The organism is Algivirga pacifica (genome assembly GCF_039543525.1).
Classification (GTDB): domain Bacteria; phylum Bacteroidota; class Bacteroidia; order Cytophagales; family Flammeovirgaceae; genus Algivirga; species Algivirga pacifica.
This window is the reverse complement of the sequence record NZ_BAABJX010000038.1, coordinates 36,916-63,557: the sequence shown is the minus strand read 5'-3', so window position 1 is coordinate 63,557 and position 26,642 is coordinate 36,916. Positions and strand designations below refer to the sequence as shown.

The window sequence follows — 26,642 nt, the reverse complement described above, 5'->3', positions numbered from 1 at the left end:
AGATCACCACGAAGTGGTATCTCTAACAGAGCCCGGGGTTTCAACCCTGGGCGGGAAAGAGAAGGACTATTTATTTCCCTTCAACTAAAACACAACGCCCCGATGAACACCACCACCATCAATCAAATCAGCAAGCTACTCGTTCTGGACGAATACGGTTTTGATGTACTCGCAGACCTACAAGGCGAACGAACACTACTCTACGAAAACATCAAAAAGGAAAGTGCGGAAAGCATTACCAAGTTTCTAAGAGAGATCGCCCATAGCTTTGAGTTAGACCAACTCTATGTCCACAGAAGGAAAAAGAATGGATCCTCCGCCAAGCTATTGGATGAATATACCATTGTCCGCTTATCCGAAAGTGAATACCCAGGACTCTCCGGAATACAAACGCCTAGCGTTCCTGCACCTTCTTCGCACCCAGGCATGGATGACTATAAAAACTTTGTGATTAACCGCCTCGAACGAGAGAATAACTCCCTTCAAAGCAAGCTGGAATACCTGGAAAAAGAGAATCAGGATCTGAAAAAGGAAAACTTCAATCTGGAAAAGCAATCGGCTTTCAAGGACAAGGAGTTTGAGCTGATCCAACGTCAGGTAGAGCTGGAAAAAACAGGCGGCATGAATGGTGTCTTGGAGAAAGTCGCTTCCAACCCTGTACTCGCAGGACTGGCAGGAACCGCACTTGCAAGAGTGATGGGCATTGACCAACAAGCTCCTCAACTACCCGTCACCATGAACGGAGATACAGACGACATGCCACAAGTGAAAATGGAAGGAGCAGAAGAAAGTGCAGCCGCAGAGGTAGGCGAAAAGATCAAAGAGTGGCTACAGACACAAACAGATGAAGTGGTGAGTAAGTACTATGTGCTTACGCAAATCATCGGGGCTAACCCTTCTATCCTGGACAAGATATTATCAAAATTCAAAGTAAACCATGAAGGCAAAAGTAACCATTACCCTGGAGGTGAAGAACCAGGAAGAGGCATTGCGGAAAGCGAAAGCCTTACAGCAGTTGGGCAATAACCTCACCGAGTCCTCACTCGCCATTGTAGCAGGTAAAAGCGGCCTGAGTGGTATCAACCAAAAGATTAAGCTATTCCAGAATATGATATGAGCAACCTCATGAATCTTACCCCTCAGGGGATGGCTGCCAATGCCGCCAAGGATGTACTACTCGACAAGCGGGTACTCATCGGAGCAGGGACATTGGTGGTGCTTGGCATCGCATGGTATTGGTCACAAAGGGCCAATACCGATGCCAAGATTACAGAAGTCAGCAAACAGGTAGGCACCGGAACACGAGAAGGAATGGCCGTAGAGTTAGCCATGCGAATGTATGCTGCCATTGACGGATGGGGCACTGATGAGGAAGCCCTCTACGAAGCTGCCAAACAGATGCGTTTGTACCAAATCCCATTCTCAGAAGTGGCAGGCTACTACAACAAGCTCTATGGGGATCATCTGATCAGCGACCTGCAAGGAGACTTGAGTGCTTCCCAGATGGTCAAATTCAACCAACTACTTAACCAACGAACCACACTATGACAGGATTATTGATCGGAGGGGCATTGGTCGCAGCATTGCTAATGACCAACAGCAGCAAACGATTGGAGATTACCCAACCCCAAAAGCCTACAGGTCCCTTGACGATTGCTACAGAAACCAAGCCTGCTCCACCATCGGGATTCCCCTTACGCTATGGCTCCCAAAACAACTATGTGAAACGGCTACAACAAGCCATGCTGAAAATTGGCGATGACTATGTAAAACAGTCGATCAACAAAACGGGAGGAGCCGATGGCAAATGGGGACCAGGTACCGAAAAGGCAAGAGTGCATATCGGTTTTCCGGCACAGATTGACCAAACCTTTTATCAGTCCATTCTAAAGATGGCTGCCAACAACCAAAAAACAGATGCCTCCAGCTGGTGGAATTGGGCAACTTTAGTACTACCCTGATTTCTGAATCAGAACCCAACTTTTGTGCATTATCAAACGTGCCAGACACGCCTGTGGCATGTTCCTACAGCTTTTTTCAAATAAACTGATGAAGAAATCATGAGACGACATGAAAGACCAAGAAACGGACACTTATACACGCATATGACTACCTTCGAATACATTTTCAACAAAACCATGAGCCACGAAGGCTACTACGCCAATGTCTCCCAGGACCGTGGTGGAGAAACCTATCGAGGCATTGCCCGAAAGTACTGGCCCAATTGGGAAGGATGGACCATTGTCGATCAGGAAAAGCGAAGCAAAGGAGGTTCCCTTCCTCACAACTACAAGATCGTAGATGCTACCCTGGATAAACTGGTCCTTGCCTTTTTCAAGCAGCACTACTGGGAAAAGCCTCTTTTCCACAAAGTAAGAGACAAGCAACTTGCCGGACTGCTCTTTGACTTCTACGTTAATTCCAGAAGTTCTGCCGTAAAAATCATCCAGCGTACCCTCAACGAGCACTTTGGTCAATCGCTTAAAGTCGATGGTATTATGGGCAACAATACCTTATCTGCCATCAATGCCGTCAATGGACGAATGCTCTTCAACCAACTGGTGGAAGAGCGTAAAGCCTTTTACCAACGCATTGTGGATAGGAACCCATCACAGTCCATCTTCCTAAAAGGATGGTTGGCAAGAGCACAGAGCTTCGCTTACCAATCGATCAGCGGGATACTACTGGTGGCTGCAGGGGCATTATTCTATTGGATGAAATACCGATAGAGAAAATTTAAACTACTTCAGAATACTCATTTATAGCCCAACCACAGGTGTTGGGCTTTTTTCAAGATGATCATTACTACAGGAATAATCTTGACCTATCTCATAAAGAGACTACTCAGATACTTGAAGCAAGTCCGTAATCGGATTGGGCAAAACATAAACATATTAGGTATATGAAAAAGAAGGGATTGATATTACTCGACTTGTTTTCGGGAGCTGGTGGTTTTCATAAAGGCATCATTGAAGCTGGTATACATATCAGAAAAAGTTATTTCAGTGAAGTGGATAAGCATGCAATCAATGTTTATAAGGAACACTTCCCAAAATCAAACTATCTAGGAGCAATTGAGCAAGTCACAGCAGATAAAATCAAAGAAACACCCGACATTATCACCTTTGGATTCCCTTGTCAGGATTTATCAATCGCAGGGAAAAAGAAGGGTATGGCAAAAGGAAGCGGAACAAGAAGCGCTCTCTTTTATGAAGTCATTAGGATTGTGGAAGAGCTTATCGAACAAAAACGCTATCCTAAGCTACTACTCTTCGAAAACGTCAAAGGACTTATCTCTCACAACAACGGGAAAACATTCCAACAGGTCCGAGAAGCCATTGCCAACCTTGGGATTTATAGATATGCAGAATGGCAACTCCTTAATACTTCATGGTTTTTACCCCAAAATAGAGAAAGGGTGTTCTTTGCAGCACATCTTGGAGAAGAAAGTGGGAGAAAAATATTTCCTATTGAAGGAAACAGTCAGGAGAATAATAAAGGCAAAAAGAGCGAAAATACTTTCGCTTTAACAACCAGGGAAGGAGCCTTAACCAATTCATCAACCTATCTTTCTATACCTATTGCCTCAACTCAGTTTATTAAGCACAAGCAGAATGGAAAACGATGGAAACAAAATGGGGATGATATGTATACCATCACATCTACAGACCGTCACGGAATTTGGGATGGAAAAAAAGTAATCAGAAAATTAACCCCTACTGAATGTGAGAGGCTTCAAGGATTTCCCGATGATTGGACTATTAATGCCCCGGAAACACAGCGGTATAAGTTAATGGGAAATGCGGTATCCGTGCCTGTAGTCAAAACCATTTTTGAAACATGGAAAAGAAATGTAAAAATTTAAACTCACAGCTATTATGATGGAATTACTAGCAATTGCAGGCTTAGGAGTTTTGTTCTTCGCCTCAGGAGGAAAGGAGAAGAAAACAAACTCCTTAAAAGGAGTTGATCAACAAAAAGTCTCCTCTAAAGTAAAAGGAAATATACGAACCTTTGAGCTATGACACTGGAAGCGATCTCAGACAAACTGATCAAAGGTGGTTCACTTACTAATGAAGAAAAAGCATGGCTTAAAAACTACGATCCCAAACGAGGCAGTGGACAAGGCTTACTTTACGAATACTTTACCCCTGATTATGTATGCGATTTGATGTATAGACTAGCGGTACATCATGGATATGACGAACAAGGGAGCGTTCTGGAACCCGCTGCAGGGATCGGTCGCTTTCTGGAAGTGATCCCAGAACGTATACACAATAAAGTTACAGCTTTTGAGATCAACCCTCATCTATACCATGCAGCCAAAGCACTATACCCAGAAGCTAAATGGTACAATCAATACTTTGAGACTGCTTTCTTACAGCCCCCTCGTTTTACGACCACACTAAAAGATTCAGCTACTTGGTTGCCGGATGCTCCTTATGATTTAGTGATTGGCAATCCTCCTTATGGAAAACGGCAGAACCGTTATAGCTTCTATTTTAAGACAGAGAATTGGAATGGGAAGAAGGTCAATGTGAAAGGAGCTTTTCCACAGTTGGAAACCTTCTTTATCTACAAGTGTTTGAGGTTGCTGAAAGAAGGTGGACTATTGGTATTTATTACTGCTTCTGGGTTTCTGCGGAATGGAGGGGTGTATGACAAAAGTAAGGAGGTGATTGGGGAAATGGCGGAGTTGGTGGATGCTTATCGCATGCCAAAGGTGTTTGGGAGTACGGATGTACCTACGGATGTGATTATTTTGAGAAAAAAATATTAATTGTTATATATCAAGATCATTATTTTCTATTTTCGTATGACATTTAAAATCACCATTATTCATACAATGAAAATAAAAAAGTTTCATTCTTCATTACTTAGGAATAAGTCCTATATGGTGTTTATTGTATTGTTACCAGCAATTTGAATAATGAAAGAAATATTTAATAAAATATTAGAAGAACCAAAAGCGATTATAGCATTATGTGCTGTAATAATCTCTCTAATTTCATTAGTGCTTTCTATAGTTACAGCTTATCAAAACAGAAAGAATAGTAGATTAGGAGTTAGACCTTTAGCATATATATATCCTCCTGATTATGAAGATAGAATTGCTGTGATTATTCAGAATAAAGGCACTGGTCCATTGATTACTAAGGAACTGAAGTTTACGAGAGATAATAATGAAAAAAAAAGCTACTTGATTGATTTTATGCCTGACTTAGAGGATGGGTATTATTGGGAAACATTTAGTAAAGCATCAAAAATTATTTTGAGGCCATCTGAAGAAAAAACATTACTTGAGTTTAAAGGAGATATTAATGATCCAAAATTTATAAAACAAAGGGATGAAATAAGAGAAGCTTTAAGTAAGGTGCAGTTAAAAATGAAGTATACAAGTATATTTAATGAAAAAAAACCTTTCAAGCTGGATTATAAGTTGACTTGGTTTGGAAGAAATAAATAAAAAGCTGGTAACATTAGCTATCATCAATTCTCTGCGCACGCGCCAATGCACTTGATGCTATCAATGGCGTTGTAGGGCATTTGGAATAATGACAATATGAACATTGAAAACAAAAAAATATGGCAACAAGCCAGTGGAGATACTGATCGAAATTATTCAAAGATTTGTTTGAAATGGGATGTAATTTTAAATGGACCTGGATATGCAGGAAAATATCCTGATTGTAATGACATATTAAAAAAGCACGGCTGGACTTCAAGGAAACGGACTGATATTAGGCGTTTTGCTGAACAAATGAATGAAGGGGATATAGTCATTCTTAGATTAGGGACTAAAAAAATTTTAGGAGTTGGCGAAATAGTTGGTGAATATGAATGGCTTGAATGTTTTGGAGATATAGATGGATGGGATTTACAACACGTTCGTAGAGTAAGATGGTTGTGGACAGGAATTAAGTATTTTGAAACTTATGCTTTAAAACAAGGAGACACAACACAAGAGATGACTTCTGATGTAGTAAAAGCTTGGTTAAAAGAATTAGATATTCCAATAGAAAAGCTTAACAGAAAGATTCCTGAATTGCCACAAGCTGGAAAAACGATTACCCAAAATCAAATTGCCGAATACCTTTTTGCGCAAGGAGTTTCAAGTAACTCGATTGAGATATTAACGAGAGAATTTGAAGAACTAAGACGAATTGCAAAATGGTACTTAAATAGTAAAGAAGCTCCATCAGAATTTGAAACAATTACATATCTAATTGTTCCTATTCTTCGAGCATTAGGCTGGACACCACAAAAAATGGCTATTGAATGGAATAAAGTGGACATTGCATTATTTGACCAACTCCCTAGAAAAGACAATAACCTTTCGATTGTTGTTGAAGCAAAAAAGAAAGGAAATTCATGTTTATCTGCAAAAGGCCAAGCACAAGGGTATGCAGAAGGGAAGTCAAATTGTCAAAGACTTATTGTAACTGACGGATTGAGATACGGAATATATATTAAAAATGATAATGAATATGTATTAAAAGCATATTTCAACCTGAATGACTTACGAGAAAGTTATCCGATTTATGAATGTTCAGGAATAAAAGAAGCGTTAAGAATAATTACACCAGAATGGAGAAATGAATAAAAATACATTACAACAAAGTATATACGTTATAGCTTGTATTGGCAACCCTCTACCCTATAAATAATTACCTGATTATAAGTTATTTTAATATGACAATCAGGATAATGACCAGCTACAAAGTATATACCGGCCAATACGAAATAACAAAATAAATAATCATCCATGACCCCCATAAGAACCCACATCCACACCGCCCTCTCCACTACCTCCCCCACCAAAGCCCCAAAAGTCCACCACCTTCTCCAAACCACTGAAGGCTACAAAAACATCGAACAGAAGATCATTGAGATGATGGTACAGGAATATATCTCAGCCGCTACCTGTATTCCCTCACCTGGAAGCGTAACTATGATAAAAGATGCCAGACACTACCGGGCAAAAAAATATTATAATATATTATAAGCTTTCAAATGTATATCCTCTTAAAAGTATAAACCATATGATTTCAGAAGTTGACAAAAATGAAGAAATAATTAGCACTCTAGAAATATCTTCTCAAATAGAGCGAATGCTAAAAGAGCGGTCTGAGTATTTAGTTTTAGTGACTCCTTATATTAAATTATTACCAAGGTTTAAAGTCTTGCTAGAACAGGGGCTTAAAAAAATACAGAAGGTTATAGTAATTTATAGGGAGAATGAACTAAGGATAGAAGAGAAAAGTTGGTTGTCACAATTTAATAATGTCGAGTTATATCCTGTAAAGAATTTACACGCAAAGATCTATTTAAACCAAAGTACTGCATTAATCACATCCATGAATTTGTATGAGTATTCTCAAATTAATAATCATGAAATTGGATTCTTTTTTTCAAGAACAAAGGATTTGTCAAGATATTTAGCAGTCTTATCACAGATCAATATTTTCTTAAAATCATCGGATCACTCTTTCAATATAGATTGGATAATTGATAAATATGAAGACTACTCCGTTAATAAACTTTTTAGATGCTTTATGGTCGAATACGACTGTTATGGTGAGTATAATGGAAAATTAGCTTGGGATATATTCAGTTCAGAAATTGCCAGGTTAGTTGATTTTCCAGAGCATTCATTTAATAAAAATGGTTTGAGCAGGTCTGCTAGCTTAGGGAGACAAAAATTTGAAGATCTATACACAAGTTTGGATTTCAAAGAAATAATAAAAAGAGCAAAAAAGTAAACCACTGTAACAACAACATAAAAAGTATCAGTAATCATATAGAACCTTTTTTATACCAAACTCTTATCTGTTGTATCATTTGTGTATACCGTAAAGTAAAAACTAGACTATAACTAAATCATGTACTCTTTAAGAACCCACATCCACACCGCCCTCTCCACTACCTCCCCCACCAAAGCCCCAAAAGTCCACCACCTTCTCCAAACCACTGAAGGCTACAAAAACATCGAACAGAAAATCATCGAAATGATGGTGCAGGAGCATATCTCAGCCGCAGCCTGTATCCCTCACCTGGAAGCACAACTATGACAAAAGATGCCAGATACTATCGGGCAAGGAATTACTTATTAGATCACCGGAAGAAGTTACTCTATGCGTCGTTGGAGTTAAACCGTGAAGAGGCAAAGGAGTACGAAAAAAAGTACTACCAGCAAGGTGTGATCCCCAAAGAACATCAAGCTCTTTTTAATCAACAACTCAACCAACTACTACCCACCACTGATGACCAGCCCTTATCCTTTTTTGAGTTAAGTCGTAACGACACCTATTTCAACTTACACCCTGATAAAATAGCCGGAACACCTTTTCATACGAGCTCCTTGTACTTTCCAGTACAAGTGAAAGGCACCAAAGAAGAGGTAATCCGCACCATTGAGCGAACAATTGGCACTGCACAAAATCCTCCCTCCCTTTCCACCCTGGAAGCAGAAGCCATCGCCCTAGAACTCGAATTGCTTTTACTAGACCTATGATACAACGATACAGGGGACAACTCGATCCCCATATACAACAGCACGTCCGTACCCACCGTAAAGACCTGGAGACATTAATCGCCTCAGTGGATGGATTGGGTAATGCGCCTACTGCAGATTTTGATACCATTGTACAACGCCTCAACAAGGGGATTACCGAAGATGAAATCAAAGCCTGGGTATGGTACAAACGGAAGCAGAAAGTCCCCATGACCAACTGGCTGAAATCCCGTAAGTACTTGTTGAGAGGAAACGGAAGTGAAGCAGCCCTTAAAAAGCTGGCCCAAAATAAAGCGTTATACGTCACCGACAAAGGCTATGTGCCTTATGCAATCTTCACTTATGGCAATATGTATGACCGCTTGAAGGAAGTCGAGGGACTGAGAGATACCATTGTCAAGCAGTTTGGAGAAGCGATCTATGAGCATCATTTGGAGGTCATCCAAAAGAACACCCCTAAGCGATTGACCATAAACAATCCTCAGGCATCCGAAAGACCTAAGATTCTCTCCATTTCTCAGTTTGCCTTAAACTTTAAGGTGAGTACGTTGCGGGACGATACCGGAGTGATCTTGGATGATGAGCGCACACTACAAGAAGCGTATTCCAGCTGGCTTTACGCCATTGATTCCAACGAAATCAAAGGAGGGATTTCAGCCAATGATATTGTCAACTACTATTTGCTATCCAATCCAAAGCCACGATATATCGATAAGGAAGCCTGGAAGTCCATTAAGAAGCTCACCCGTGATGAAGGGGAGCGACTGTTTTCAGAGTTCCTGTATCGGGCCTTAGAAATTAGTGATCAGCAAAAGATTGATATCCATTGGAATCGCCTCTACAATGGACATTCAGATGTGAATCACCAGAAGGTACCGATTGCTTTGGATGTGTCGCCTACGTTTCATGGCTTCCCTTTTGAATTGCGGAAAGCCCAACGAGAGGGAGTTGCCTTTATGGAAATGACCGGCTCCGGCATTATCGCCTATGATGTGGGTGTAGGGAAAACGATCACTGCCATTTCAGAATTAGCTTCTGCGATACAGTCGGGGAAGTGTAAGCGTCCATTGGTTGTAGTGCCTAATCCCACCTATAGCAACTGGATTGCGGAGATGTTGGGGAAAACCGAAGCGGGAGAAAAGCTGAATGGCATCCTAACTGATACGGGAATAACGCTCAATGAATGGTACAACTTAGGATCAGCTATAGAGAAGAAAATCAATCTCAACAAAGCGGTACCCGCAAAGTCCATTACGCTAGTCACTTACGAAGGTTTAAAAAAACTAGGCTTTGGAGACAATGTAGAAATGCAGTTTATCAATGAACTTTCCAATATCCTGGATCAGGAAGACTTTACCGAAAGGGCCAAGGAAAAGGCGAATGAGAAGTACCGTGAGAAGATTGGAGTGGGGCAGTCGGGGACCATAGCGGATGTAGAAACCCTGGGTTTTGACTATATCGTGATCGATGAGGCCCACAACATGAAGAACATCTTTACCAGCGTGAAAGGTCGTTCGGAAGAAGAGGATGGAAAGTCCGTCAAGCGTTTCCATCTGCAGAATGGTTCCGAGCCTTCTTTCCAGGGATTGAAAGCCTTCTTTATCTGCAACTATATCCAACGGAAGTTTGGCCGCAACGTCATGCTGTTGACCGCAACCCCTTTTTCCAATAGCCCTTTGGAAGTGTATTCCATGTTGTCTTTGGTGGCTCGTGAGCAGTTGGTACAGATGGATCTTTTCAATATCAATGACTTCTTCGAGACTTTTGTATTGGAAACGACTGAATATGCTGTTGGAGCGGATGGACGTATTGTAGAGAAAAACGTGGTACGTTCCTTCAACAACCGATTGGTATTACAGAAGCTTCTGTACAATCATATCAACTACAAAACGGGAGAAGAAGCAGGCGTACCCAGACCTTGTAAAATCAACTTGCCCAAAGTCAGTGAGATCCGAAATGGAGAATTAGTCAGGTTGCCAGTAAAAGAGCAAACCTTAACCTATCTGCAAATGACTGCAGAGCAAAAGGAAATTCAGGATCGACTCTCTGAGCAAGCTTCCAAAGGGGCCAGCCGCAACGATCCTGGACGATTGCTTCGCATTATGAATGACTCTCTGAATAATGCCCTTTCACCTTATATCTATAAAGGCTCAGCACCTAAAGACTATGTGGATTTTGTAGAATCAGCGCCTAAGATCAAGTATTCCCTGGACTGCATTCAAAGCGTCAAACAGTACCACGAAAAGCGTGGAGAGGAAGTGTCTGGACAGGTACTCTATATTGATCGGGGTAAAGACTATTTCCCTTTTATTAAGCAATACCTGGAAGAGAAAGTAGGCTTTAAACGAAACATCACGACCAAGTTCAATTCCCGTCAAAAGGTAGATGAGGTAGAGATCATTTCAGGAGGGATTTCCCAAACCAAAAAGGAAAAGATCAAGAATGCTTTTTTGGAAGGAACGTGTAAGGTATTGATTGGCACCTCTACCATTAAGGAAGGCATCAACCTGCAGAAAAAGGGAACCGTTATCTATAACTGCTACCCCAACTGGAACCCTACAGATATTCGCCAGCTGGAAGGTAGAATCTGGAGACAGAAGAATGAGTTTGGTTTTGTGCGTGTGGTCATGCCTCTGGTCGAAAACTCTATGGACGTATTTGTCTTTCAAAAACTGGATGAAAAGTCAGCCCGTATCAACGACCTATGGTACCGCTCTGACCGAGGCAACGTACTGGACGAAGAATCCCTAGATACCAGTGAAGTAAAGTATGCCTTGATCTCCGACGAACGGGTACTTGCCGAACACGAAATCAAGATTGAATACAAGGAGATCATTGGGCTACGCAACCAGGTCCAAAGTAATATGGAATTGCTACAGGAGTTTCAGTCTATCAAAAGCAATTACCACTATTACCGAGAAGAAGTCCTCAAAGAAATACGTACTCGTTTTGAGCGTCTGCAAAACCATGATGTGATCCGCAACAAACCTTCCTCAGAAGAAGAAATCAAGAAACGTTTCGAGACCAAAAAACTACAGGAAGAAGCGAAAAAAGGAGTTGCGCTATACGATGAAACCCTAGAGAAAGTAATCAATGCTTCTTCGGTCAACGATAAGGATATTATCCGCATCCGCACCAAGTTCAGTCGCTTGATGAAAGAGTTCTATGGAGGACTAAAAGTTGAGAAGTTTAAGGATGCCCTGAAGAAGTACAATAAGATCATCTCTCAGATCCTTACCCCAAAAGGCCTTACCCCAGAAGATAATATCCAAGGACTGATCGAAGAACTCAAACGAGAATATCAGGCGATTGAAAAGGACCGTCAACGCATACAGTCCGACAACTACTTCTTGGAAGTTGCTCGTCGTATCGCCCAGAAGAAAAAGGAAATTGCAGTTTCAGGAGCATCCATTGAGCAAAGAGTCAAGGAATTTAAAAGCCTGAATTACTTGCTGAGCTATCAGTTTAAGGATATTGATCATACGAACTGTGTGATTCCGAAGGGGGAGAATAAGAAGGTTGATGCGGTATTGGATATTGAGTTGATGGAGATGGAAGCTTTGGCGTTGGAGCTGGAATTAATGCTGGTGGAAGTCTAAAGGGGCTACACCAGCCAATCCTCGCCTAGGGTTAAAACCCCAGGCTCTTTTTGATATGCCACTTCGTGGCGATCTATTCAACCTTGTTAACTTCAAGCTCATATAATTACCTTAAGCTTTCATAATTTTCCGTTTCACCCAAACAGGATAATTATGAGTCAATCCCTAGTTAAGAATTACATCCACCTTGTGTACAGTACCAAAAAGCGTGAAGCATTCATTCACAAACCATTTGATCAAAAGCTCTATATCTACATCTATAAGATTTGTGAAGATTTAGGCGTAAGTGTCCATGCCGTTGGAGGGCATGTTGATCATATTCATATTCTGTGTGAACTCCCAAAAAACATGACGCTGATTGAGCTCCTTCAAAAGCTAAAGGGTAAATCTTCTAAATGGTTCAAGACGCTCTCGGTCAACTTGCAGGACTTTTATTGGCAAAATGGCTATGCATCGTTTTCCATCAATCCCCAACAAAAAGATATTGTCATTCAATATATCCATAACCAGGAACAGCATCATCAAAACCAAACCTTTAAAGAAGAGCTACTCTACTTTCTTAAAAAGTACCAGGTAGAATACGATGAAAAATACCTTTGGGACTAATCACCACATTACCCAAAGAGTAGCAATTCACGAAAGAACAGATCGCCTCGTCGTTCAATAATCATCATTTCAATAAAACACTAGCCTCGCTTAGGGTTAAAACCCCAAGCTCTTCTTGAAATGCCACTTCGTGGCGATCTATGCTAACGATTTGCGTAAGAGCAGATCGCCACGAAGTGGCACCTCTAAAAGAGCCCAGGGTTTTAACCCTGGGCGAGGAAGAGTGGAATACAAAAATCTAACAAACAAACCACCTATGTCAATCACTATCAAAAACTACTTCACCAAGCAAAAAGAAATAGATTTCTCCAACTTGCCTCCTGCACTACAAAAAGCGAATAAGGAGATGGATACACTGGTCAATGCTTATGATAAAAGTCCAGCAATCAAGCGTGTGATCGATCTATATCTGGAGAAACTGAATAAGGCCGTTGGTCAAAAGGAAAAACCAAAGCCCGCTCCCAAACCTAAGAGTAATACAAAAACCAAAAAGACTACCTCTACCACAACAAAATCCACAACCAAGGCAAAAACAACTACAACCAAAAAGCTACCAGCAGCTACTTCTCACTTCACCGAAGACATCCGTTTACTCCGTCGCTTCAAAGCCCTGATCGGTAAAGAAAAGACTCGCAAACAGCTATTAGGCGTATTCCAAGATATGGAGCGAAGAATGGTCGAGCAAAAAGTCCGTAAAGATGCCAAGTATGCCGCTTTGTTGGAGCAAGCGCATCAACTCCTAGCCAAGATGCTCAAAAGCACCAAAGAAGGAGAATTGGTAAACGTGGAAATCAAAAGCAAAGCAGGTAAAGACTTCTTTGAAAAGGTAATCCATGCCGCTAATGAAAGTAGAGTAAGAGCTTCTGTGACCTTACTCAAATCATTTATTGGTTTGGAAGGCAGTATCAATCCCGATAAAGCCAAGGTAGAACGTTTACTGAATCGCCTCAACACTGCATTGGAAAAAGAAAAGGTCACTACCAAAGACCTCTTCTACAAGGAAATTAAGGAAGCCAAAGCAGCCCTTACCCAATACCTCAAAGCCAAGGAGAGTATGATCCCTATTTCGCCCATGGCATTGAACGGAATCCATTGTGCTTGCGGAATGCCAAAAAAGTAAAAGCTACCAACCACCAAAGGGCAACCGTTGGTAGCATTCCGCAAAGTCATGCCCGTAAGCAGCTCTCAAAGGATATTGGGAATCTCGTTCCCATTGATACCGTGGGCCACAACAGTCAACTGATTTACCTGGATGGAGATATTGGCAAGTTCCTCCATGCCGTAGAACGAAAAGAATACGCCCTGGTACTCCGAGGTGTGAAAGGAGCCGGAAAGACCCGCTTCCTTTACCAACTGATGAATGCCTTTGCCAAAAAGCAATTCAAAGTGGCCTACTTCTCCCTGGAGATCGACCGTAACTCCAAGCTGGTCAAATCCATGACGGATGCCTATATCCAAAAAGGGTATCAACCCAAAGTCTATATTACCTCAGATGCACCCAATGGCATTCAGGATATCCGAAAAGCTGCCAAGCAATTTGATGTGGTGGCCATTGATTCCTTCAGCAAGATCAAAGGCGTCAAGCAGGAAGATTTTGACAAGCTACGTAAGGACTTTCCTAACACTTTCTTCCTGATCATTTTCCAGAGTACAACCAGTGGTACCGCTCGTGGAGGGATGATGAGTGAGTATGATGCCCAGGCCGTGATACAAATTGAGAAAGGAGGTATTGCGGTGGCGGAGAAGAACCGATATTCGGAAGGTGAAGATTATAAGTATAGTGTTTTTGATGAAGAGATAATTGATGGATAGACTATTACCCCTAAACAGCTACGATAAAATTATTGTGTCCATGAGTGGTGGAAAGGACTCCATTGCTTGTTTCCTACACCTTTACGAACAAGAGAACCTGGACATCAATAAAGTAGAGATATGGCATAACTGCATCGACGGATTTGATCAATGGGAAAGACGTTACTTCGATTGGGACAGTACCGAAGGCTATGTGCGAGAGTTTGCCAAAGAGTTTTGTGTACCCTTGCTGTGGTCCTGGCGTGACTTCGGAATGCACGGAGAAATGTACAAGCAAAACCGTCGCTCCCATGGCATTCGCTACGTTTACGAACACGACCTTCCGGACAAAAGCAAGGTACGTCATATCCCACAAGGTAGCGGCCAAACCCAACGATCGTATGCGATTCCCTTCCAAACAGATGGATATGAACCTACGCTGGTGTAGCGGTGTCCTGAAGATTGATGTTGCCAATAAAGTATTACGAGAGCTTTATCCTATAGACAAAGAAGATCCTTTCAAAGTCCTCTTCATTACTGGAGAACGTTCCGAGGAATCGCCTAAACGGGCTAAGTACGAACGAATTCAGCCTCATGTCACCTCCAGTAAAGCCAAGTCAAAACCTGGTCGTATTGTCCACCAATGGAGACCCATCCACAATTGGAAGGAACAGAAAGTCTGGGAGATTATGAAGAAGTACCGTATCAAACCCCATCCGGTATATGAGCTTGGTTTTCCACGATTATCCTGTCGTTCCTGCATTTACTTCTCCAAAGACCATTGGACAACTTTAAATGATGTCGCTCCAAAGTCGATCAAAGAACTTACCCAATCTGAACTGGAATTCAAGAAATTCCACGAACGGAAGCAGAAACAAACCGGAGAAACCGGAAAGGTCGTCTGGAAGCTAGATAACAAACTCACCATCCCGGAGATGGTCAATGAGGGTGATTCATTGATCACCGATAAAAACAAAAAGTATATCAAAGAAGCCATGAGTGCCTACAAACAACGAGTTGTCAGCAATACATTAGATGACTGGTACCTACCGGACGGAGCCTTCCGCAAAGGTGGAGGAAATCTTTATGGCTTCGGTACCACAAAAGGAAATATGGATACCTATGGATGTTACTAAACTACAATCCCAGGAACTCAGCTTGATACGAAGCTACCCCAAAGCAGACTATGTCAAGCAACAAGCGATCCGTGAAGAGTTGCGGAAAATCAAACTACAGTTGGCTGCCGTACCGTTTACTAAAGCGGTCAAACAGGCTCAAACCAAAAGCCAAGAAGAAATCATCGCCTTAGCCTTGGAGCTAGAATTAAACCTATTAGAACTATAAATATGGATTGGATTAAGAAACTACTCACCTCCTCTGCAGGAGAACTGATTGAGAAAACAGATAAACTCATTGATAACGTTACAACCACGAAAGAAGAGAAGCTACAGCTCAAACATCAGCTCTCTGACATGATTCTGCAGCATCTGACGGAACTGATGCAGCTTCGCATGCAAACCGTAATGGCTGAGATGACGGGGAGCAAGTTGCAACGTCTTTGGAGGCCAGTGTTGATGCTGAGCTTTGGCTTTGTGATCTTGTATGCCAAGTTTGCTGCTCCTGCCTTTGGGCTGCCGAATACGGAATTGGAACCTCAGTTTTGGGAATTGCTGGAATTGGGAATTGGAGGGTATGTGATTGGGAGGAGTGTGGAAAAAGTTACAGAATCTATTAAATTGAAATAACAACTATATTTTTACTCTGGTAACAACCCAATAAACATGAGAAAAAGAAGAACGTCAGGTCAAATAAGCTTATTTGGACAGGACAGTAATTCTTTCCCCGACACTTCCCTTTCAAAAGGCTTCTCTTCCTCTTTAAATGAAGGGGATAAGCATACAATAAATATAGCAACAGCTTTAATTAGAAGTGATGATAGTTACTCTAATCATAGCAGATTTTTACTGCTAGAGAGGCTTTTATCAGAGCTTGATGACAAAGTATCTATTATTGTCCTACCAGGAGGGTTCTTTAAAATTGAAACTTTAGAAAAAGTAGAGATTGCTTCAATAGAAGAAAGCATTTGTAATCTTCTCAAGAGAAGTAATAAGACGGCTATTGTTTGTTTTGGGATTGATACAAATAACGAAGAGTTAGGGGTAGCAATATCTAATAAAGGCATTGAGGCATTTTGCGAAAAATTTTATTACCATGATCGTATAATACCTTCTAAAGGGAATATAGGTTTGTGGGGGTATCAGAGGTATTTTGTCTTTAAGAGACAAAACTTCTATTTAGCGGTATGCTATGATAGTAAAGGGATTTATGATCTTCCTTTACCAAAGGAAAATAATGTATCTTTTATTTTAAATTTAATACATGCCTTTTACCCTAAGGGTGATGGAATGTCTGGCGATAGCTCTTTTGCCAGAAAATTGATGCTAGGTGCGTCCAAATATTGGGAGTGCCCTATTATAGGTGCTACTCTGTTTGTACATAGAGATGTTCCTACTAATTAGCCAAGTGCTTTATTATGGGAATCAGGGATTACTGATAAATTACATTGGAAATACGAACATAACCCGATAATACCCAAAGATCGGGTACAGATTCCATTAGATATAGGTGGAGAGTCTGTAGAGTTACGATATTTTGAGTTATAAATAAAATTTGAGGAATGAGTGGTACTGTTACTATTCATTCCTCAAAAAGGTTATTATTTGACTGATTGTTTTATTTTCCTAAAGGCAAAAACTACACTACCTTCGTTATTTCCCTTATGTTTTTCTAACCCGAGCTCTACCAAATCATTTAATGCTTTTTTGGCGTCATCCATAGATGTAGCAGACCTATAAATATAGCAATGTCCTTCATCAGGAATACCATACTCAGAAAAAAGAATAGTTTTAGGGTCGTTTGTTACTCCTACGATATAATCACTCCAATATTCAGCACTGTCGTCATAAATATGCTTTTTTATCTCAAAAAACATATAGAAGGATTTACCCTTATATAAAGTTTCTATCTTTTTTTGAAGATGTTCGTTAATTACTCTTTCTTCCTCTTTTTTAATATTTTTATTGTTTTCAGCAGTAACTTTAGCTATATACTTTGGATAACGATTACCTTTACTTCGGTTATTTTCCCAGTGCATAGCTCTTAAATTGTCAAGGTGGTCAGTGCCTCCCTTACTTTCGGGGAATATATGATCAATCTCCCATCCCCATTCAGTTTCTTGTCCAAATTCACTCCAGACCATCCAAGCTCCACAGGCATCTTGTCTATATTGATTTGGGTTGAAACCTTCTACTTTAGTTGCTTTATTCCATACGTCTAGTTTTTTTGAGTCTGTGTGATTACCCATGATATAAGTTTTTGAGTGTATTAAATTGATTATTGGGATATAAAATATGGTAACTCTACCATTTTATTTACTGTGAGTAAAATAACCATAGCCAGGTTGTTATGATGGCTATGGTATGTTAGTTTAAAGACAATGTATTACTCAGCTCCGTCACTCATCTTCTCCATAATCATCCAGAAACTCGTCAATGCTTTCACATACTAGAACATTTAGCATTGATGAGTTACTGGTAACAAATGTATTATGGATTAGTATTCACCCCTTTCTTGGTATCCATCAATGTATCGAAAATAAACTCCTTGTATTTTCTTTGGAAGTCCTGATCAGAAGTGAATTTTTTAAAAATTTCGGTTTGAGTAAATAAATATTGCTGCATCAATTCTTCTAGCTTTTTATCTGAGGAGATTTTTGCATTTTGCTTATCTGAATGTTGAATAGCATCCATTATGTCCTTGTTTGCTTTCATTTCCGCAGGCAATTGCTCTGTTAAGATTTGTCGTACCTTATCTTTATCGCTCCATTCAATATCCCCAAAGCGTTGATTAAATGCACTAAGGATATTTTCAAGCGTATCCAAATCTGCTTCTGACTGACTACCGCCAACTTGGACAGGTATAGGCTTGACTTCTCCTGGTTCTTCTTCTAGTGTAATATTTATTGTGTCTTCTTTGGATGGACGGTAGTTCTCCAGATCAATGGTTTCTAAAATGCCTTCCGCTAAATCTTCCGTTTTTTCAATAAATAGTTTTGGGGTAAGGAGTTTCAGATACCAAAATAGTTTTTCCCACTCTTGGTTGTTGAAATCTAATATTTTTGCCAGGTAGCTATATACTCGTAGGAAAGACTTGGCATTGTTCTTAAACTCTATTTGTTGATCTTTAGTCAGCTCATTTCTAAAAAATTCAGCAGATCGATCAATGATAGGATCTAATACAGTTCGATCTGCTCCATTGATATACTTCTCAAAAAAGTCTTCCACTTGATATTCACTGTAAACTTCAAATACCTCTAAGTTATCAACCAAATCGTTAAGTTTGTTGGGATTGGTTTCCTCGCTTAGAATAGTCGCTGTGTAATAAGGCTCAAAGGCTTTTTGAATATCTTCTGCTTTATTATAAAAGTCCAAAACAAAAGTATCCTTCTTATATGGCTTTTTGGCCCTGTTTAGTCTTGACAAAGTCTGTACAGCTTGTACATCAGATAACTTTTTATCCACATACATTGTGTGCAGTAATGGTTGGTCAAAACCTGTTTGGTATTTATCGGCTACAATTAAAAAACGGTACTGAGGTTTATTAAAATTCTTTGGGATATCATTTTTCTTATCCTCAAAATTGTTCATGCTAACCTCATCGTATTCGACTCCCTTGTAAGTCTTTTTACCTGAAAAAGCGACAACTGCTTTATAGGGTGATTTGATTTCTTTTAAGTAAGCGTCAAAAGCTTGTTTATACTTGATAGCAGATACAATGTCTTTGGTAACAACCATGGTTTTGGCTTCTCCATTAATCAAGTGCTTCACCTCTCGATTAAAATGGTCAATCATAATTTTAGCCTTCTCTCCTATAGAAAACTCATGCCCTTCTACGTAAGCTCTTAACTTCTTTTGAGCCTGTTTTGTATCAAACTCCGGGTTGTCTTCAACTGATCTAATAAGCTTGTAAAAAGAATTATAGGTGGTATAGTTCTTCAATACATCCAGAATGAATTCCTCTTCTATGGCTTGTTTCATGCTGTACACATGAAATGCATAGAACTTAGATTTCACTTCTCCATCTTCATTGGTATACGTTTCTTCTGACTTAGTACCAAAGGTCTCCAGTGTTTTATTTTTAGGGGTTGCTGTGAATGCAAAATAGGATCCATTGGTGATCATCTTACGACTTTCAATCAATTCATTGATCTTATCTTCTAGTGTTTTGTATTCTTCTCCTTCTGTTTGTTTATTAGCTAATACAGCATTCATTTTAGAAGAAGTTTGTCCACTTTGTCCAGAGTGAGCTTCGTCAATAACAATTCCAAAGTTCATAGCTGGCAACTCAGACATTTCATCCAGCAAAAATGGGAAAGTCTGTACCGTACAAATGATGACTTTTTTACGATTGGCAAGCGCTTCTTTTAGATTACTTGTTTTACTTCCTCCATCACTGGTGATATGTTCTACAATGCCTCTTTTAGGAGAAAACTGTTTGATGTCTTCACTTAACTGCTTATCGAGTACGACTCTATCTGTGATGACAATCACTGAATCAAATAGGTGATGTTCACCGGAAGTATCAAATAATCCATGCAGCTGGTGAGCTAACCACGCAATAGATTTGGATTTCCCGGAGCCTGCTGAGTGCTGAACCAAGTATTTATGTCCAACGCCATATTTTTTTGCATGTCCCAATATCTGACGAACAGCCATAAGCTGATGATACCTTGGGAAAATCATAATTCGTTTTGCTTTCTTGGCTCCTTCTGCTTTCTCTTCTACTACCTGAGCAAACTTGTCGATAATGTTCGCTAAAGAGTGCTTTGTCAGAATTTCTTCCCATAGGTAGTGTGTTTTTAAACCATGAGGGTTTACTGGGTTCCCAGAGCCAAAGTTACCTGCAGGTCTACCCTCATTTAAGCCCTTATTAAAGGGTAAAAAGAAAGTATTTTTGAAGTTTAACTTTGTGGTCATAAAGACCAACTCTGTATCGGCAGCAAAGTGTACCATGCAGCGGGCAAAAGAAAAAATCTTTTCTTTAGGATCTCTATCGGTCTGATATTGACGAATGGCATTATGTACCGTTTGCCCACTCAATGGATTTTTAAGCTCACACGTAATAATAGGTAGCCCATTGAGAAAAATAGTCAGGTCTAAACGATTCGCATTTGTTTCACTATACCCCAGCTCTTGGGTTACTGAAAAGGTATTAGATTGATATTTTTTAAGATCCTTAGCATTGTAAGAGGATGCAGGTTGACGATAGAATAAGTTAATTGTTTTATCAAAATGCTTTATCCCCTTTCTCAGTACCTCAATTACCCCTAACTCATGCAGTTTTTTATCTAAACGAACCAAAAAAGCCCTCTTACCTTTACGTTGAATCATTTCAAAAGCATCCGGTTGGGTTGCCTCGATAAAATCCCATAATTGTGTAGGATTAATACAAAACTCTTTATTAAAATCAGCAGAACTGCTTTCTATAAAACCATTTTTTTCTGCTAATTCTTGTACAATATATTTTTGAAAGCCTCTCTCTGAAGTGTCTGTAAATGCCATAGTTTTTCGTTCAGTTACATGAATGTAGGTGTAAAAATGTTGTTTACAGTAACGTATGGGACATAAAAAAGTATTTCAGTTACATCCCAGTTACATGTTTATTTAATGGGTATAAATAAAAATCTATTAGCTCTATGAACATCGTACCTAATTAAAGTCATTGGCTTTAATTAATCTTGTGCGTGAGTCTTCTTTGCAAGGAGACTTCTCATGAATAATTTCAGCTCAGTTACATCTTAGTTACGAGTAAAACGGCCTTTAAGTAGTCATTAAGGCGGGATGATCACCTTTCAGTTACATCCCGGTTACATGGTCTAGCTTCCCCAGAAAGGAACATACATTCTGGAGTTATCATACTCCTTAATGACGCCCTCATTAACCGCCTCTTTAATTAATCTGGAAATAACAGGATAGTTCTTTTTATCAACATCAAAGCGTTCTCTCAAACTTTGATTGGTCATATATTCCCCACTGATATACTTCAAGCTACAGTGCTGGTATACGGCTCTTAACTTATCCTGTTTAGACATCTGTCTTAACGTTTTAGGAGAGTATAAAACCACACGGGTAAAGTTGTCTCCTGAAATAAAGTCTGGAGCTGGTAATTGATACACCTCTATCTGGGCAATCACTTTATCAATCCCACTTCCTCTTTCTTCACAAATTCCCATTCTCCTCATTAAAGAAGCTAATTGCTCATTCCTGCTCTCAGGACTATGGTCCAGGAATCGTTTGGTATCAATAAGTGGCTTACCAGGGTTGGTGATTTCTATTCTATTATCAAAGATTTCAATCATCACACCAGCGCCTCGAATAGAAAAATCCTGATGAATTAAGGCATTCGCTAATAATTCACGAATAGCCAATTCCGGATAGACATTAACTTTCTCTCGAAACACTCGCCCTATTTCTTCATTGGATGGAAGCTTATCATTAACATAATCGACCAGGCGTTCAAAAGCTACAGCATATCCTAGGTGTCCTTCCTGTTCCTTAATTGTATGAAGCTTATTGTTTCCTTTATATACAATTACTCGAGGTGTTTTACGTGCTAACTTTTCAAACTTATGTAAGTCATTGGCGAAAAGAATAGCCCCCAGGTTAGTGATATGGTACTTATTGAAACGCTTTTCTATTAGTTTCTCCTCCAACAGCTTTTCAAGGATTCCTGACTTATCCGTGGGTAAAGGTGTATTCAGTAATTTAAAAACAGAAGGGTAATCAAGCAATTCCAAGACTTTATCCGCAAATAGGTTACGCATGGCCAACTCTTTCTCAAATACAACCTGCTTCGTCTTTTGCCATATCTTACTTTCTTTGTCTGGGTGATCTTTTAAGTTTTTCAAGTAACTCCCTACCCGAACATAAGCAACACCCTTGAAATGTACCGGACGATTTAAAGCAGGTTCTATCTGAAAAAGGACGAGAGGACGCTCTTTATAGGAAAATTCAAAAATCTGTACCCCAACAGGTGGATTCAGCTGAGTGACCAGCCAATTCTCTAGTTCTTGATTCCCAATTTTCTCCTCTCTGGGCTTGAAGGTAGTCCCTACGACTTCCTGAGTATCATCCTTGATACCATAAATCAGGTAAGCATATTCTTTATTTTCTATATTGGCTGAGTTGGCGAGTCCAGAAATATACGCCCCTATACGCTGAGGATTCGTATTATTTTCCTTAAACTCTACCCATTCACTCTCCTGGGGCAATGCCCTTAGCTCTTCTATCAGTATGCGTAACTCTTCTACTTCCATGTTGCTATAACTCCTTGCGGCGGTATCTTCTCAGTTGATTTAGTTATACTGCTGTATAAGAATTTTCAGGTACTTTTAGCTGTCCTGTGATCATTTGAGTAATAAGACTTTCTTGGTACTCTTTTGATTTATCAATCTCCAACCTTGCTTTTGATATTAATTCAGCTACTTCTGTGTTTAATATTTCTATATTATTGGATATTAAATCTTGTTCCTCTATAGGGGGAACCAAGCATTTTATTTTCACCAATTTTTCTCTTGTTAAGTGGGCAATACTAACTTGATTTACAATTGACTTGAAATATCCACCTTTACCTAAAATTAAAAATAAATACTGGTAGTATATCGGATTGCAATCTTTATTAAAGGTCAGTTTATGCACAGAGTTTTGAATATAGCACTCTTCTAATTCATTTTTCCATAGACATGTTTTACCTACCTCTCCTCCTTCGCTGACTAATAAATCATTTTTCTGGATACGATAAGTTTTCATTTCAGATTTAGAAAACCACATGGAATCTACTTCATCAAGAATGACATTTTCCCAACCAATATTTTTTGATTTTAGATATTTTTTATAGTGATAATTTCCTTTATTTTCATTACAAAGCATTTTACCAAGAGTTACCTTACAAATAAGGTTAAGTTTTTTTACTTCCCAATGTGAAGGAATCTCCCCAAAATGGTCTATTTCAGAATCTTTATAACTGTTAAAGCCTTGTTTTCCTGTAATCAATTCTAAAATCTTTCTTAATCTATTCTCCTCTAAAAGTTCAATCAACCGCTCCTTCTTCTGAATAAACTCTTGTATTTGCTGCGTTTTACGGTCCAGATAAGCTCCTATTTTAGCCTGCTCCTCAATTGGAGGTAACGGCAAATACTCTCCTTTAAAAGTAGGAAAGTCAATATTTTGTCCATCTCTAATCCCTTTAACACATAGAGTCATCAAAGAAATAAAGGGCTTCGATTTAAATAGATGTTTAAAGTATCTTTTATTAATAGGCCTTAATGCTTTTATTATAGTATAAGCGGGACTAATAATTCCCCTTTGATGTGCATACTCTATACCTCCCTGAAATGAACGTAAGCTAATAACAAAATCCCCCTCTTCTACAAGCTTAAGGTTTTGAAGGTCTTTAGTAGCTTCCATAGTACGTTTACCAAAGACTTCTTTATTGACAACACCATGTTCTTGAGATGCTACTAATAATGGCTCATTAGGAAAACCTTTAACTGAAGACTCTTTAAACAGATGTCTTACTTTTATAAGGTCCCAATGTTCAGGGATCTTTGGAATCCAAATAGCATCAGTATCTTTTAGTTCATTATATTCCATATCAGTCCTTCACGATTTCATTTAAAATACCATCCGTTTCTCTTTCCAGTTGTAAAATTTCTGCCGTGATCTCTTCTATGCTACGTGGAGGGACGTAGTTGTAAAAGTAACGGGTGAAAGAAATCTCATAACCTTTAATGGTTTTACTATGATCTATCCAGGCATCCGAAACATGCTGGAACACTTCCCGGTCAAAGTAAACTTCTATCTCTTCGTCTAAAGGAACCTTTTCAGTATCTCTTAGGTCAGCATCCGCTTCATAAATAATGGTGCCGTCCTTTTCTGTTTTCTTAATCACTGCTTCCGCCTCTTCATTTTTCCAAGAGATAACCTCCAAAGTGCGTTTTTGAGCTTTGGCATCCAGTTTTAATCCTTCTTGCTTTACGGTATCTTTAACCAAATCTCTAAGGAGATTGAAATCGTCATGTTGTTGTGTTCCCACCAGACTCATTAATTGCTCAGCAGCTTGAAGTATTTCCAGTTGATCATTCCAAAACTTTTGACTGAGTAATTTTTTATTAGAAGCAGGCTTTAGTTTAATTTCATGCTTTTTTAAGTAGGCTTCTATCTGTGGTTTAAGCTCATCCAGCTGAGTATATACCTTCTCTCCAAATTTTTCGTAAGCCCAGGTCATTTCATCTTGCAAGCCTTTATCAAATCGCAACGCTGCTATATTTTCTGCCGTAAATTGCGCCGATAAACGCAAGGGACGTTCTACTGTAATCTTGTTATAACCAAAATGCTCATTAGGATAGATTTTAGAGATCTCATTTTCCTCGAAATCCATATACAATTGTGTGATTTGGTGGATGTGCTCCTCCGTTAGCTCACAATTCTTTTCCCCTAAGTTCTTACGAAGCTTTACATATAGATCTAAAGCATTAATTAATTGTACCTTTCCTTTCCTATTGGCAGGCTTTCGGTTACTGAGAATCCATACGTAAGTAGGGATACCTGTGTTATAAAAGATGTTTTTAGGCAGTGCAATGATACACTCCAACCAATCATTTTCAATAATATGTCGGCGAATTTCACTTTCTCCTCCTCCGGCATCACCCGTGAATAAAGCGGAGCCATTGTGTACTGATGCAATTCTACTTCCTAGCTCAGTATTATGCTTCATTTTACTGACCATGTTCATCAAGAACAGTAGCTGTCCATCAGAAATCGTTGGCAAACCAATTTGAAAGCGATCATCTTTAATTTTTTCTTTGTCTTTTTTCCCTCGATCATCCACAATCGCATCCACATCATTTTTCCATGACTTTCCATAAGGAGGATTAGAAAGCATAAAATCAAAAGAGAAGTTTTCAAAGCCATCTTTCGATAATGTGGAGCCAAAAGCAATATTTTCAGGCTTTTCCCCTTTAATCAGCATATCGGATGTACAGATCGCATAAGTTTCAGGATTTACCTCTTGTCCGTAGAGATAAAACGTTGCTTTATTACCTGTTAACTCATGAGCCTGCTCCTCTGCTTCTGTTAACATCCCACCACTTCCACTCGCTGGGTCATAAATCAAATAAGTACCTTTATCAATTTGATCTTTGATAGGCGTAAACATAATATGGGTCATCAATTTGATGATTTCCCTTGGTGTAAAGTGTTCTCCAGCTTCTTCGTTATTTTCTTCATTAAACTTTCGGATCAACTCCTCAAACACATACCCCATACCAAGGTTCGTTAGTGGAGGTAATTTTTCACTTTTACCATTAAGGGCCTCTACCGGACTCAGGTTGATTTCTTTAGATGCAAACTTTTCAATCAACAAGTAGGTGATTTCACTCTCCTTCATGGTCTCCAACTGATTTCTCAGTTTAAATTTACTGATAATCTCCTGCACGTTTGGACTGAATCCATCCAGGTATACCTCTAGGTTACTATCTATATTGTCAGCATCATGCAGTAAGTTTTCAAAAGTAAATCGAGAACTATTCCAGAAAGGATATCCAGTGATACTATTTAAGGCAGACAGATTATCAATCTTCTCTTTTTTCATAAACTCTACAGTCTCCAAAACTTTTTCCTTAGTAGGAACAAGTAAGGCATCCAGTCGTCTCAGAACAGTAAAAGGCAAGATGATATCACGGTATTTCCCTCTTACAAAAACATCTCTTAATACATCATCTGCTATTCCCCAGATGAAACTTACAATTTGATTATGTGACTTATGATCCATTTAACCTCTTTTTATCGCTTTATTCGATACAATTAATTCTCTTACATCTATGTCTAGGATAATTGCAATATCCATGAGTACTTCCAGTCTTGGTTGTTGCCTGTTCTGTACGTACCCGTTCACCATATTATAGCTTTTCCCCAGCTTGGACGAAAGCCAGGTTTGTTTGATTCCTTTCTCGTTCAGGACTTCCTTAATTCTATTCATGGTTTACTGAAGTTGATAAAGTACAATTTAATAGT

At 39.4% G+C, this 26,642-nt stretch carries 27 protein-coding genes; 21 read left to right on the top strand and 6 right to left on the bottom strand.

Annotated elements, in window-relative coordinates:
• Window positions 1-102: 102 nt before the first annotated feature.
• From ABD985_RS13260 to ABD985_RS13160, 21 genes are all read left to right on the top strand, one after another.
• The gene (locus tag ABD985_RS13260; protein ID WP_345372471.1) at window positions 103-1,026 is read left to right on the top strand and encodes a hypothetical protein; all 924 of its coding nucleotides are present in this window, start codon (window positions 103-105) and stop codon (window positions 1,024-1,026) included.
• Window positions 1,027-1,113: 87 nt separating this feature from the next.
• Window positions 1,114-1,548 carry a hypothetical protein gene (locus tag ABD985_RS13255; protein ID WP_345372470.1) on the top strand — a complete coding sequence of 145 codons (435 nt, stop codon included), beginning with the start codon at window positions 1,114-1,116 and terminating at the stop codon, window positions 1,546-1,548.
• Window positions 1,545-1,961 carry a hypothetical protein gene (locus tag ABD985_RS13250; protein WP_345372468.1) on the top strand — a complete coding sequence of 139 codons (417 nt, stop codon included), beginning with the start codon at window positions 1,545-1,547 and terminating at the stop codon, window positions 1,959-1,961. The genes ABD985_RS13255 and ABD985_RS13250 overlap by 4 nt, the downstream gene beginning before the upstream one ends.
• Before the next feature lie 99 nt (window positions 1,962-2,060).
• Entirely contained in the window at window positions 2,061-2,729 is a 669-nt protein-coding gene (locus tag ABD985_RS13245) for a glycoside hydrolase family 108 protein (RefSeq protein WP_345372467.1), read from the top strand.
• Between the two features lie 173 nt (window positions 2,730-2,902).
• Window positions 2,903-3,865, top strand: a complete 963-nt coding sequence (locus ABD985_RS13240; RefSeq protein ID WP_345372465.1) for a DNA cytosine methyltransferase — start codon at window positions 2,903-2,905, stop codon at window positions 3,863-3,865.
• Between the two features lie 13 nt (window positions 3,866-3,878).
• On the top strand, window positions 3,879-4,025 hold the full coding sequence (locus tag ABD985_RS13235) for a hypothetical protein (protein WP_345372463.1): 147 nt from the start codon (window positions 3,879-3,881) through the stop codon (window positions 4,023-4,025).
• A complete protein-coding gene (locus tag ABD985_RS13230) occupies window positions 4,022-4,780 on the top strand; it encodes an Eco57I restriction-modification methylase domain-containing protein (RefSeq protein WP_345372461.1) in 759 nt (252 codons plus the stop codon). The genes ABD985_RS13235 and ABD985_RS13230 overlap by 4 nt, the downstream gene beginning before the upstream one ends.
• A gap of 150 nt (window positions 4,781-4,930) precedes the next feature.
• Complete coding sequence (locus ABD985_RS13225) at window positions 4,931-5,467, top strand: hypothetical protein (protein WP_345372459.1); 537 nt, start codon at window positions 4,931-4,933, stop codon at window positions 5,465-5,467.
• A gap of 96 nt (window positions 5,468-5,563) precedes the next feature.
• Window positions 5,564-6,604, top strand: coding sequence for a hypothetical protein (locus ABD985_RS13220; protein ID WP_345372457.1), 1,041 nt, complete (start codon window positions 5,564-5,566; stop codon window positions 6,602-6,604).
• Window positions 6,605-6,962: 358 nt separating this feature from the next.
• Window positions 6,963-7,763 carry a phospholipase D family protein gene (locus ABD985_RS13215; protein ID WP_345372455.1) on the top strand — a complete coding sequence of 267 codons (801 nt, stop codon included), beginning with the start codon at window positions 6,963-6,965 and terminating at the stop codon, window positions 7,761-7,763.
• A 120-nt stretch (window positions 7,764-7,883) separates the two neighbouring features.
• Window positions 7,884-8,072, top strand: coding sequence for a hypothetical protein (locus tag ABD985_RS13210; protein ID WP_345372453.1), 189 nt, complete (start codon window positions 7,884-7,886; stop codon window positions 8,070-8,072).
• Window positions 8,069-8,515, top strand: a complete 447-nt coding sequence (locus ABD985_RS13205) for a hypothetical protein (protein ID WP_345372451.1) — start codon at window positions 8,069-8,071, stop codon at window positions 8,513-8,515. Before ABD985_RS13210 ends, ABD985_RS13205 begins: the two co-directional genes overlap by 4 nt.
• Window positions 8,512-12,114 carry an SNF2-related protein gene (locus ABD985_RS13200; RefSeq protein WP_345372450.1) on the top strand — a complete coding sequence of 1,201 codons (3,603 nt, stop codon included), beginning with the start codon at window positions 8,512-8,514 and terminating at the stop codon, window positions 12,112-12,114. Before ABD985_RS13205 ends, ABD985_RS13200 begins: the two co-directional genes overlap by 4 nt.
• A gap of 153 nt (window positions 12,115-12,267) precedes the next feature.
• Window positions 12,268-12,720: an IS200/IS605 family transposase gene (tnpA, locus tag ABD985_RS13195; RefSeq protein WP_345372448.1), complete on the top strand. Its 453-nt coding sequence runs from the start codon at window positions 12,268-12,270 to the stop codon at window positions 12,718-12,720.
• A gap of 256 nt (window positions 12,721-12,976) precedes the next feature.
• Entirely contained in the window at window positions 12,977-13,840 is an 864-nt protein-coding gene (locus ABD985_RS13190) for a hypothetical protein (protein WP_345372447.1), read from the top strand.
• A complete protein-coding gene (locus tag ABD985_RS13185; RefSeq protein ID WP_345372445.1) occupies window positions 13,819-14,532 on the top strand; it encodes a hypothetical protein in 714 nt (237 codons plus the stop codon). Before ABD985_RS13190 ends, ABD985_RS13185 begins: the two co-directional genes overlap by 22 nt.
• Entirely contained in the window at window positions 14,525-14,959 is a 435-nt protein-coding gene (locus tag ABD985_RS13180; protein ID WP_345372444.1) for a tRNA lysidine(34) synthetase, read from the top strand. The genes ABD985_RS13185 and ABD985_RS13180 overlap by 8 nt, the downstream gene beginning before the upstream one ends.
• A complete protein-coding gene (locus ABD985_RS13175) occupies window positions 14,877-15,647 on the top strand; it encodes a phosphoadenosine phosphosulfate reductase domain-containing protein (RefSeq protein ID WP_345372536.1) in 771 nt (256 codons plus the stop codon). Before ABD985_RS13180 ends, ABD985_RS13175 begins: the two co-directional genes overlap by 83 nt.
• A complete protein-coding gene (locus ABD985_RS13170; RefSeq protein WP_345372443.1) occupies window positions 15,634-15,855 on the top strand; it encodes a hypothetical protein in 222 nt (73 codons plus the stop codon). Before ABD985_RS13175 ends, ABD985_RS13170 begins: the two co-directional genes overlap by 14 nt.
• 2 nt (window positions 15,856-15,857) lie before the next feature.
• Window positions 15,858-16,256 (top strand): 3TM-type holin, encoded by a 399-nt coding sequence (locus ABD985_RS13165; protein ID WP_345372441.1) that lies wholly within the window; start codon window positions 15,858-15,860, stop codon window positions 16,254-16,256.
• 36 nt (window positions 16,257-16,292) lie between these two features.
• Window positions 16,293-17,030, top strand: a complete 738-nt coding sequence (locus ABD985_RS13160; RefSeq protein ID WP_345372439.1) for a hypothetical protein — start codon at window positions 16,293-16,295, stop codon at window positions 17,028-17,030.
• A gap of 197 nt (window positions 17,031-17,227) precedes the next feature.
• Here ABD985_RS13160 and ABD985_RS13155 read toward each other — a convergent pair whose 3' ends face one another.
• From ABD985_RS13155 to ABD985_RS13130, 6 genes are all read right to left on the bottom strand, one after another.
• Window positions 17,228-17,875, bottom strand: a complete 648-nt coding sequence (locus ABD985_RS13155) for an HNH endonuclease (protein ID WP_345372437.1) — start codon at window positions 17,873-17,875, stop codon at window positions 17,228-17,230.
• A 241-nt stretch (window positions 17,876-18,116) separates the two neighbouring features.
• Entirely contained in the window at window positions 18,117-21,131 is a 3,015-nt protein-coding gene (locus ABD985_RS13150; RefSeq protein WP_345372434.1) for a type I restriction endonuclease subunit R, read from the bottom strand.
• Between the two features lie 314 nt (window positions 21,132-21,445).
• On the bottom strand, window positions 21,446-22,885 hold the full coding sequence (locus ABD985_RS13145) for an ATP-binding protein (protein WP_345372432.1): 1,440 nt from the start codon (window positions 22,883-22,885) through the stop codon (window positions 21,446-21,448).
• Between the two features lie 43 nt (window positions 22,886-22,928).
• Entirely contained in the window at window positions 22,929-24,221 is a 1,293-nt protein-coding gene (locus tag ABD985_RS13140) for a restriction endonuclease subunit S (protein WP_345372430.1), read from the bottom strand.
• Between the two features lies 1 nt (window position 24,222).
• Window positions 24,223-26,400: a type I restriction-modification system subunit M gene (locus ABD985_RS13135; RefSeq protein WP_345372428.1), complete on the bottom strand. Its 2,178-nt coding sequence runs from the start codon at window positions 26,398-26,400 to the stop codon at window positions 24,223-24,225.
• A complete protein-coding gene (locus ABD985_RS13130; RefSeq protein WP_345372426.1) occupies window positions 26,401-26,607 on the bottom strand; it encodes a helix-turn-helix domain-containing protein in 207 nt (68 codons plus the stop codon).
• Between the last annotated feature and the right edge of the window lie 35 nt (window positions 26,608-26,642).

Excerpts from the sequence above, each read along its gene's own strand:
- ABD985_RS13260 (WP_345372471.1), top strand. The coding sequence starts at position 103 with ATGAACACCACCACCATCAATCAAATCAGCAAGCTACTCGTTCTGGAC.
- ABD985_RS13255 (WP_345372470.1), top strand. The coding sequence starts at position 1,114 with ATGAGCAACCTCATGAATCTTACCCCTCAGGGGATGGCTGCCAATGCC.
- ABD985_RS13250 (WP_345372468.1), top strand. The coding sequence starts at position 1,545 with ATGACAGGATTATTGATCGGAGGGGCATTGGTCGCAGCATTGCTAATG.
- ABD985_RS13245 (WP_345372467.1), top strand. The coding sequence starts at position 2,061 with ATGAGACGACATGAAAGACCAAGAAACGGACACTTATACACGCATATG.
- ABD985_RS13240 (WP_345372465.1), top strand. The coding sequence starts at position 2,903 with ATGAAAAAGAAGGGATTGATATTACTCGACTTGTTTTCGGGAGCTGGT.
- ABD985_RS13235 (WP_345372463.1), top strand. The coding sequence starts at position 3,879 with ATGATGGAATTACTAGCAATTGCAGGCTTAGGAGTTTTGTTCTTCGCC.
- ABD985_RS13230 (WP_345372461.1), top strand. The coding sequence starts at position 4,022 with ATGACACTGGAAGCGATCTCAGACAAACTGATCAAAGGTGGTTCACTT.
- ABD985_RS13225 (WP_345372459.1), top strand. The coding sequence starts at position 4,931 with ATGAAAGAAATATTTAATAAAATATTAGAAGAACCAAAAGCGATTATA.
- ABD985_RS13220 (WP_345372457.1), top strand. The coding sequence starts at position 5,564 with ATGAACATTGAAAACAAAAAAATATGGCAACAAGCCAGTGGAGATACT.
- ABD985_RS13215 (WP_345372455.1), top strand. The coding sequence starts at position 6,963 with ATGCCAGACACTACCGGGCAAAAAAATATTATAATATATTATAAGCTT.
- ABD985_RS13210 (WP_345372453.1), top strand. The coding sequence starts at position 7,884 with ATGTACTCTTTAAGAACCCACATCCACACCGCCCTCTCCACTACCTCC.
- ABD985_RS13205 (WP_345372451.1), top strand. The coding sequence starts at position 8,069 with ATGACAAAAGATGCCAGATACTATCGGGCAAGGAATTACTTATTAGAT.
- ABD985_RS13200 (WP_345372450.1), top strand. The coding sequence starts at position 8,512 with ATGATACAACGATACAGGGGACAACTCGATCCCCATATACAACAGCAC.
- tnpA (WP_345372448.1), top strand. The coding sequence starts at position 12,268 with ATGAGTCAATCCCTAGTTAAGAATTACATCCACCTTGTGTACAGTACC.
- ABD985_RS13190 (WP_345372447.1), top strand. The coding sequence starts at position 12,977 with ATGTCAATCACTATCAAAAACTACTTCACCAAGCAAAAAGAAATAGAT.
- ABD985_RS13180 (WP_345372444.1), top strand. The coding sequence starts at position 14,525 with ATGGATAGACTATTACCCCTAAACAGCTACGATAAAATTATTGTGTCC.
- ABD985_RS13170 (WP_345372443.1), top strand. The coding sequence starts at position 15,634 with ATGGATGTTACTAAACTACAATCCCAGGAACTCAGCTTGATACGAAGC.
- ABD985_RS13165 (WP_345372441.1), top strand. The coding sequence starts at position 15,858 with ATGGATTGGATTAAGAAACTACTCACCTCCTCTGCAGGAGAACTGATT.
- ABD985_RS13160 (WP_345372439.1), top strand. The coding sequence starts at position 16,293 with ATGAGAAAAAGAAGAACGTCAGGTCAAATAAGCTTATTTGGACAGGAC.
- ABD985_RS13155 (WP_345372437.1), bottom strand. The coding sequence starts at position 17,875 with ATGGGTAATCACACAGACTCAAAAAAACTAGACGTATGGAATAAAGCA.
- ABD985_RS13150 (WP_345372434.1), bottom strand. The coding sequence starts at position 21,131 with ATGGCATTTACAGACACTTCAGAGAGAGGCTTTCAAAAATATATTGTA.
- ABD985_RS13145 (WP_345372432.1), bottom strand. The coding sequence starts at position 22,885 with ATGGAAGTAGAAGAGTTACGCATACTGATAGAAGAGCTAAGGGCATTG.
- ABD985_RS13140 (WP_345372430.1), bottom strand. The coding sequence starts at position 24,221 with ATGGAATATAATGAACTAAAAGATACTGATGCTATTTGGATTCCAAAG.
- ABD985_RS13135 (WP_345372428.1), bottom strand. The coding sequence starts at position 26,400 with ATGGATCATAAGTCACATAATCAAATTGTAAGTTTCATCTGGGGAATA.
- ABD985_RS13130 (WP_345372426.1), bottom strand. The coding sequence starts at position 26,607 with ATGAATAGAATTAAGGAAGTCCTGAACGAGAAAGGAATCAAACAAACC.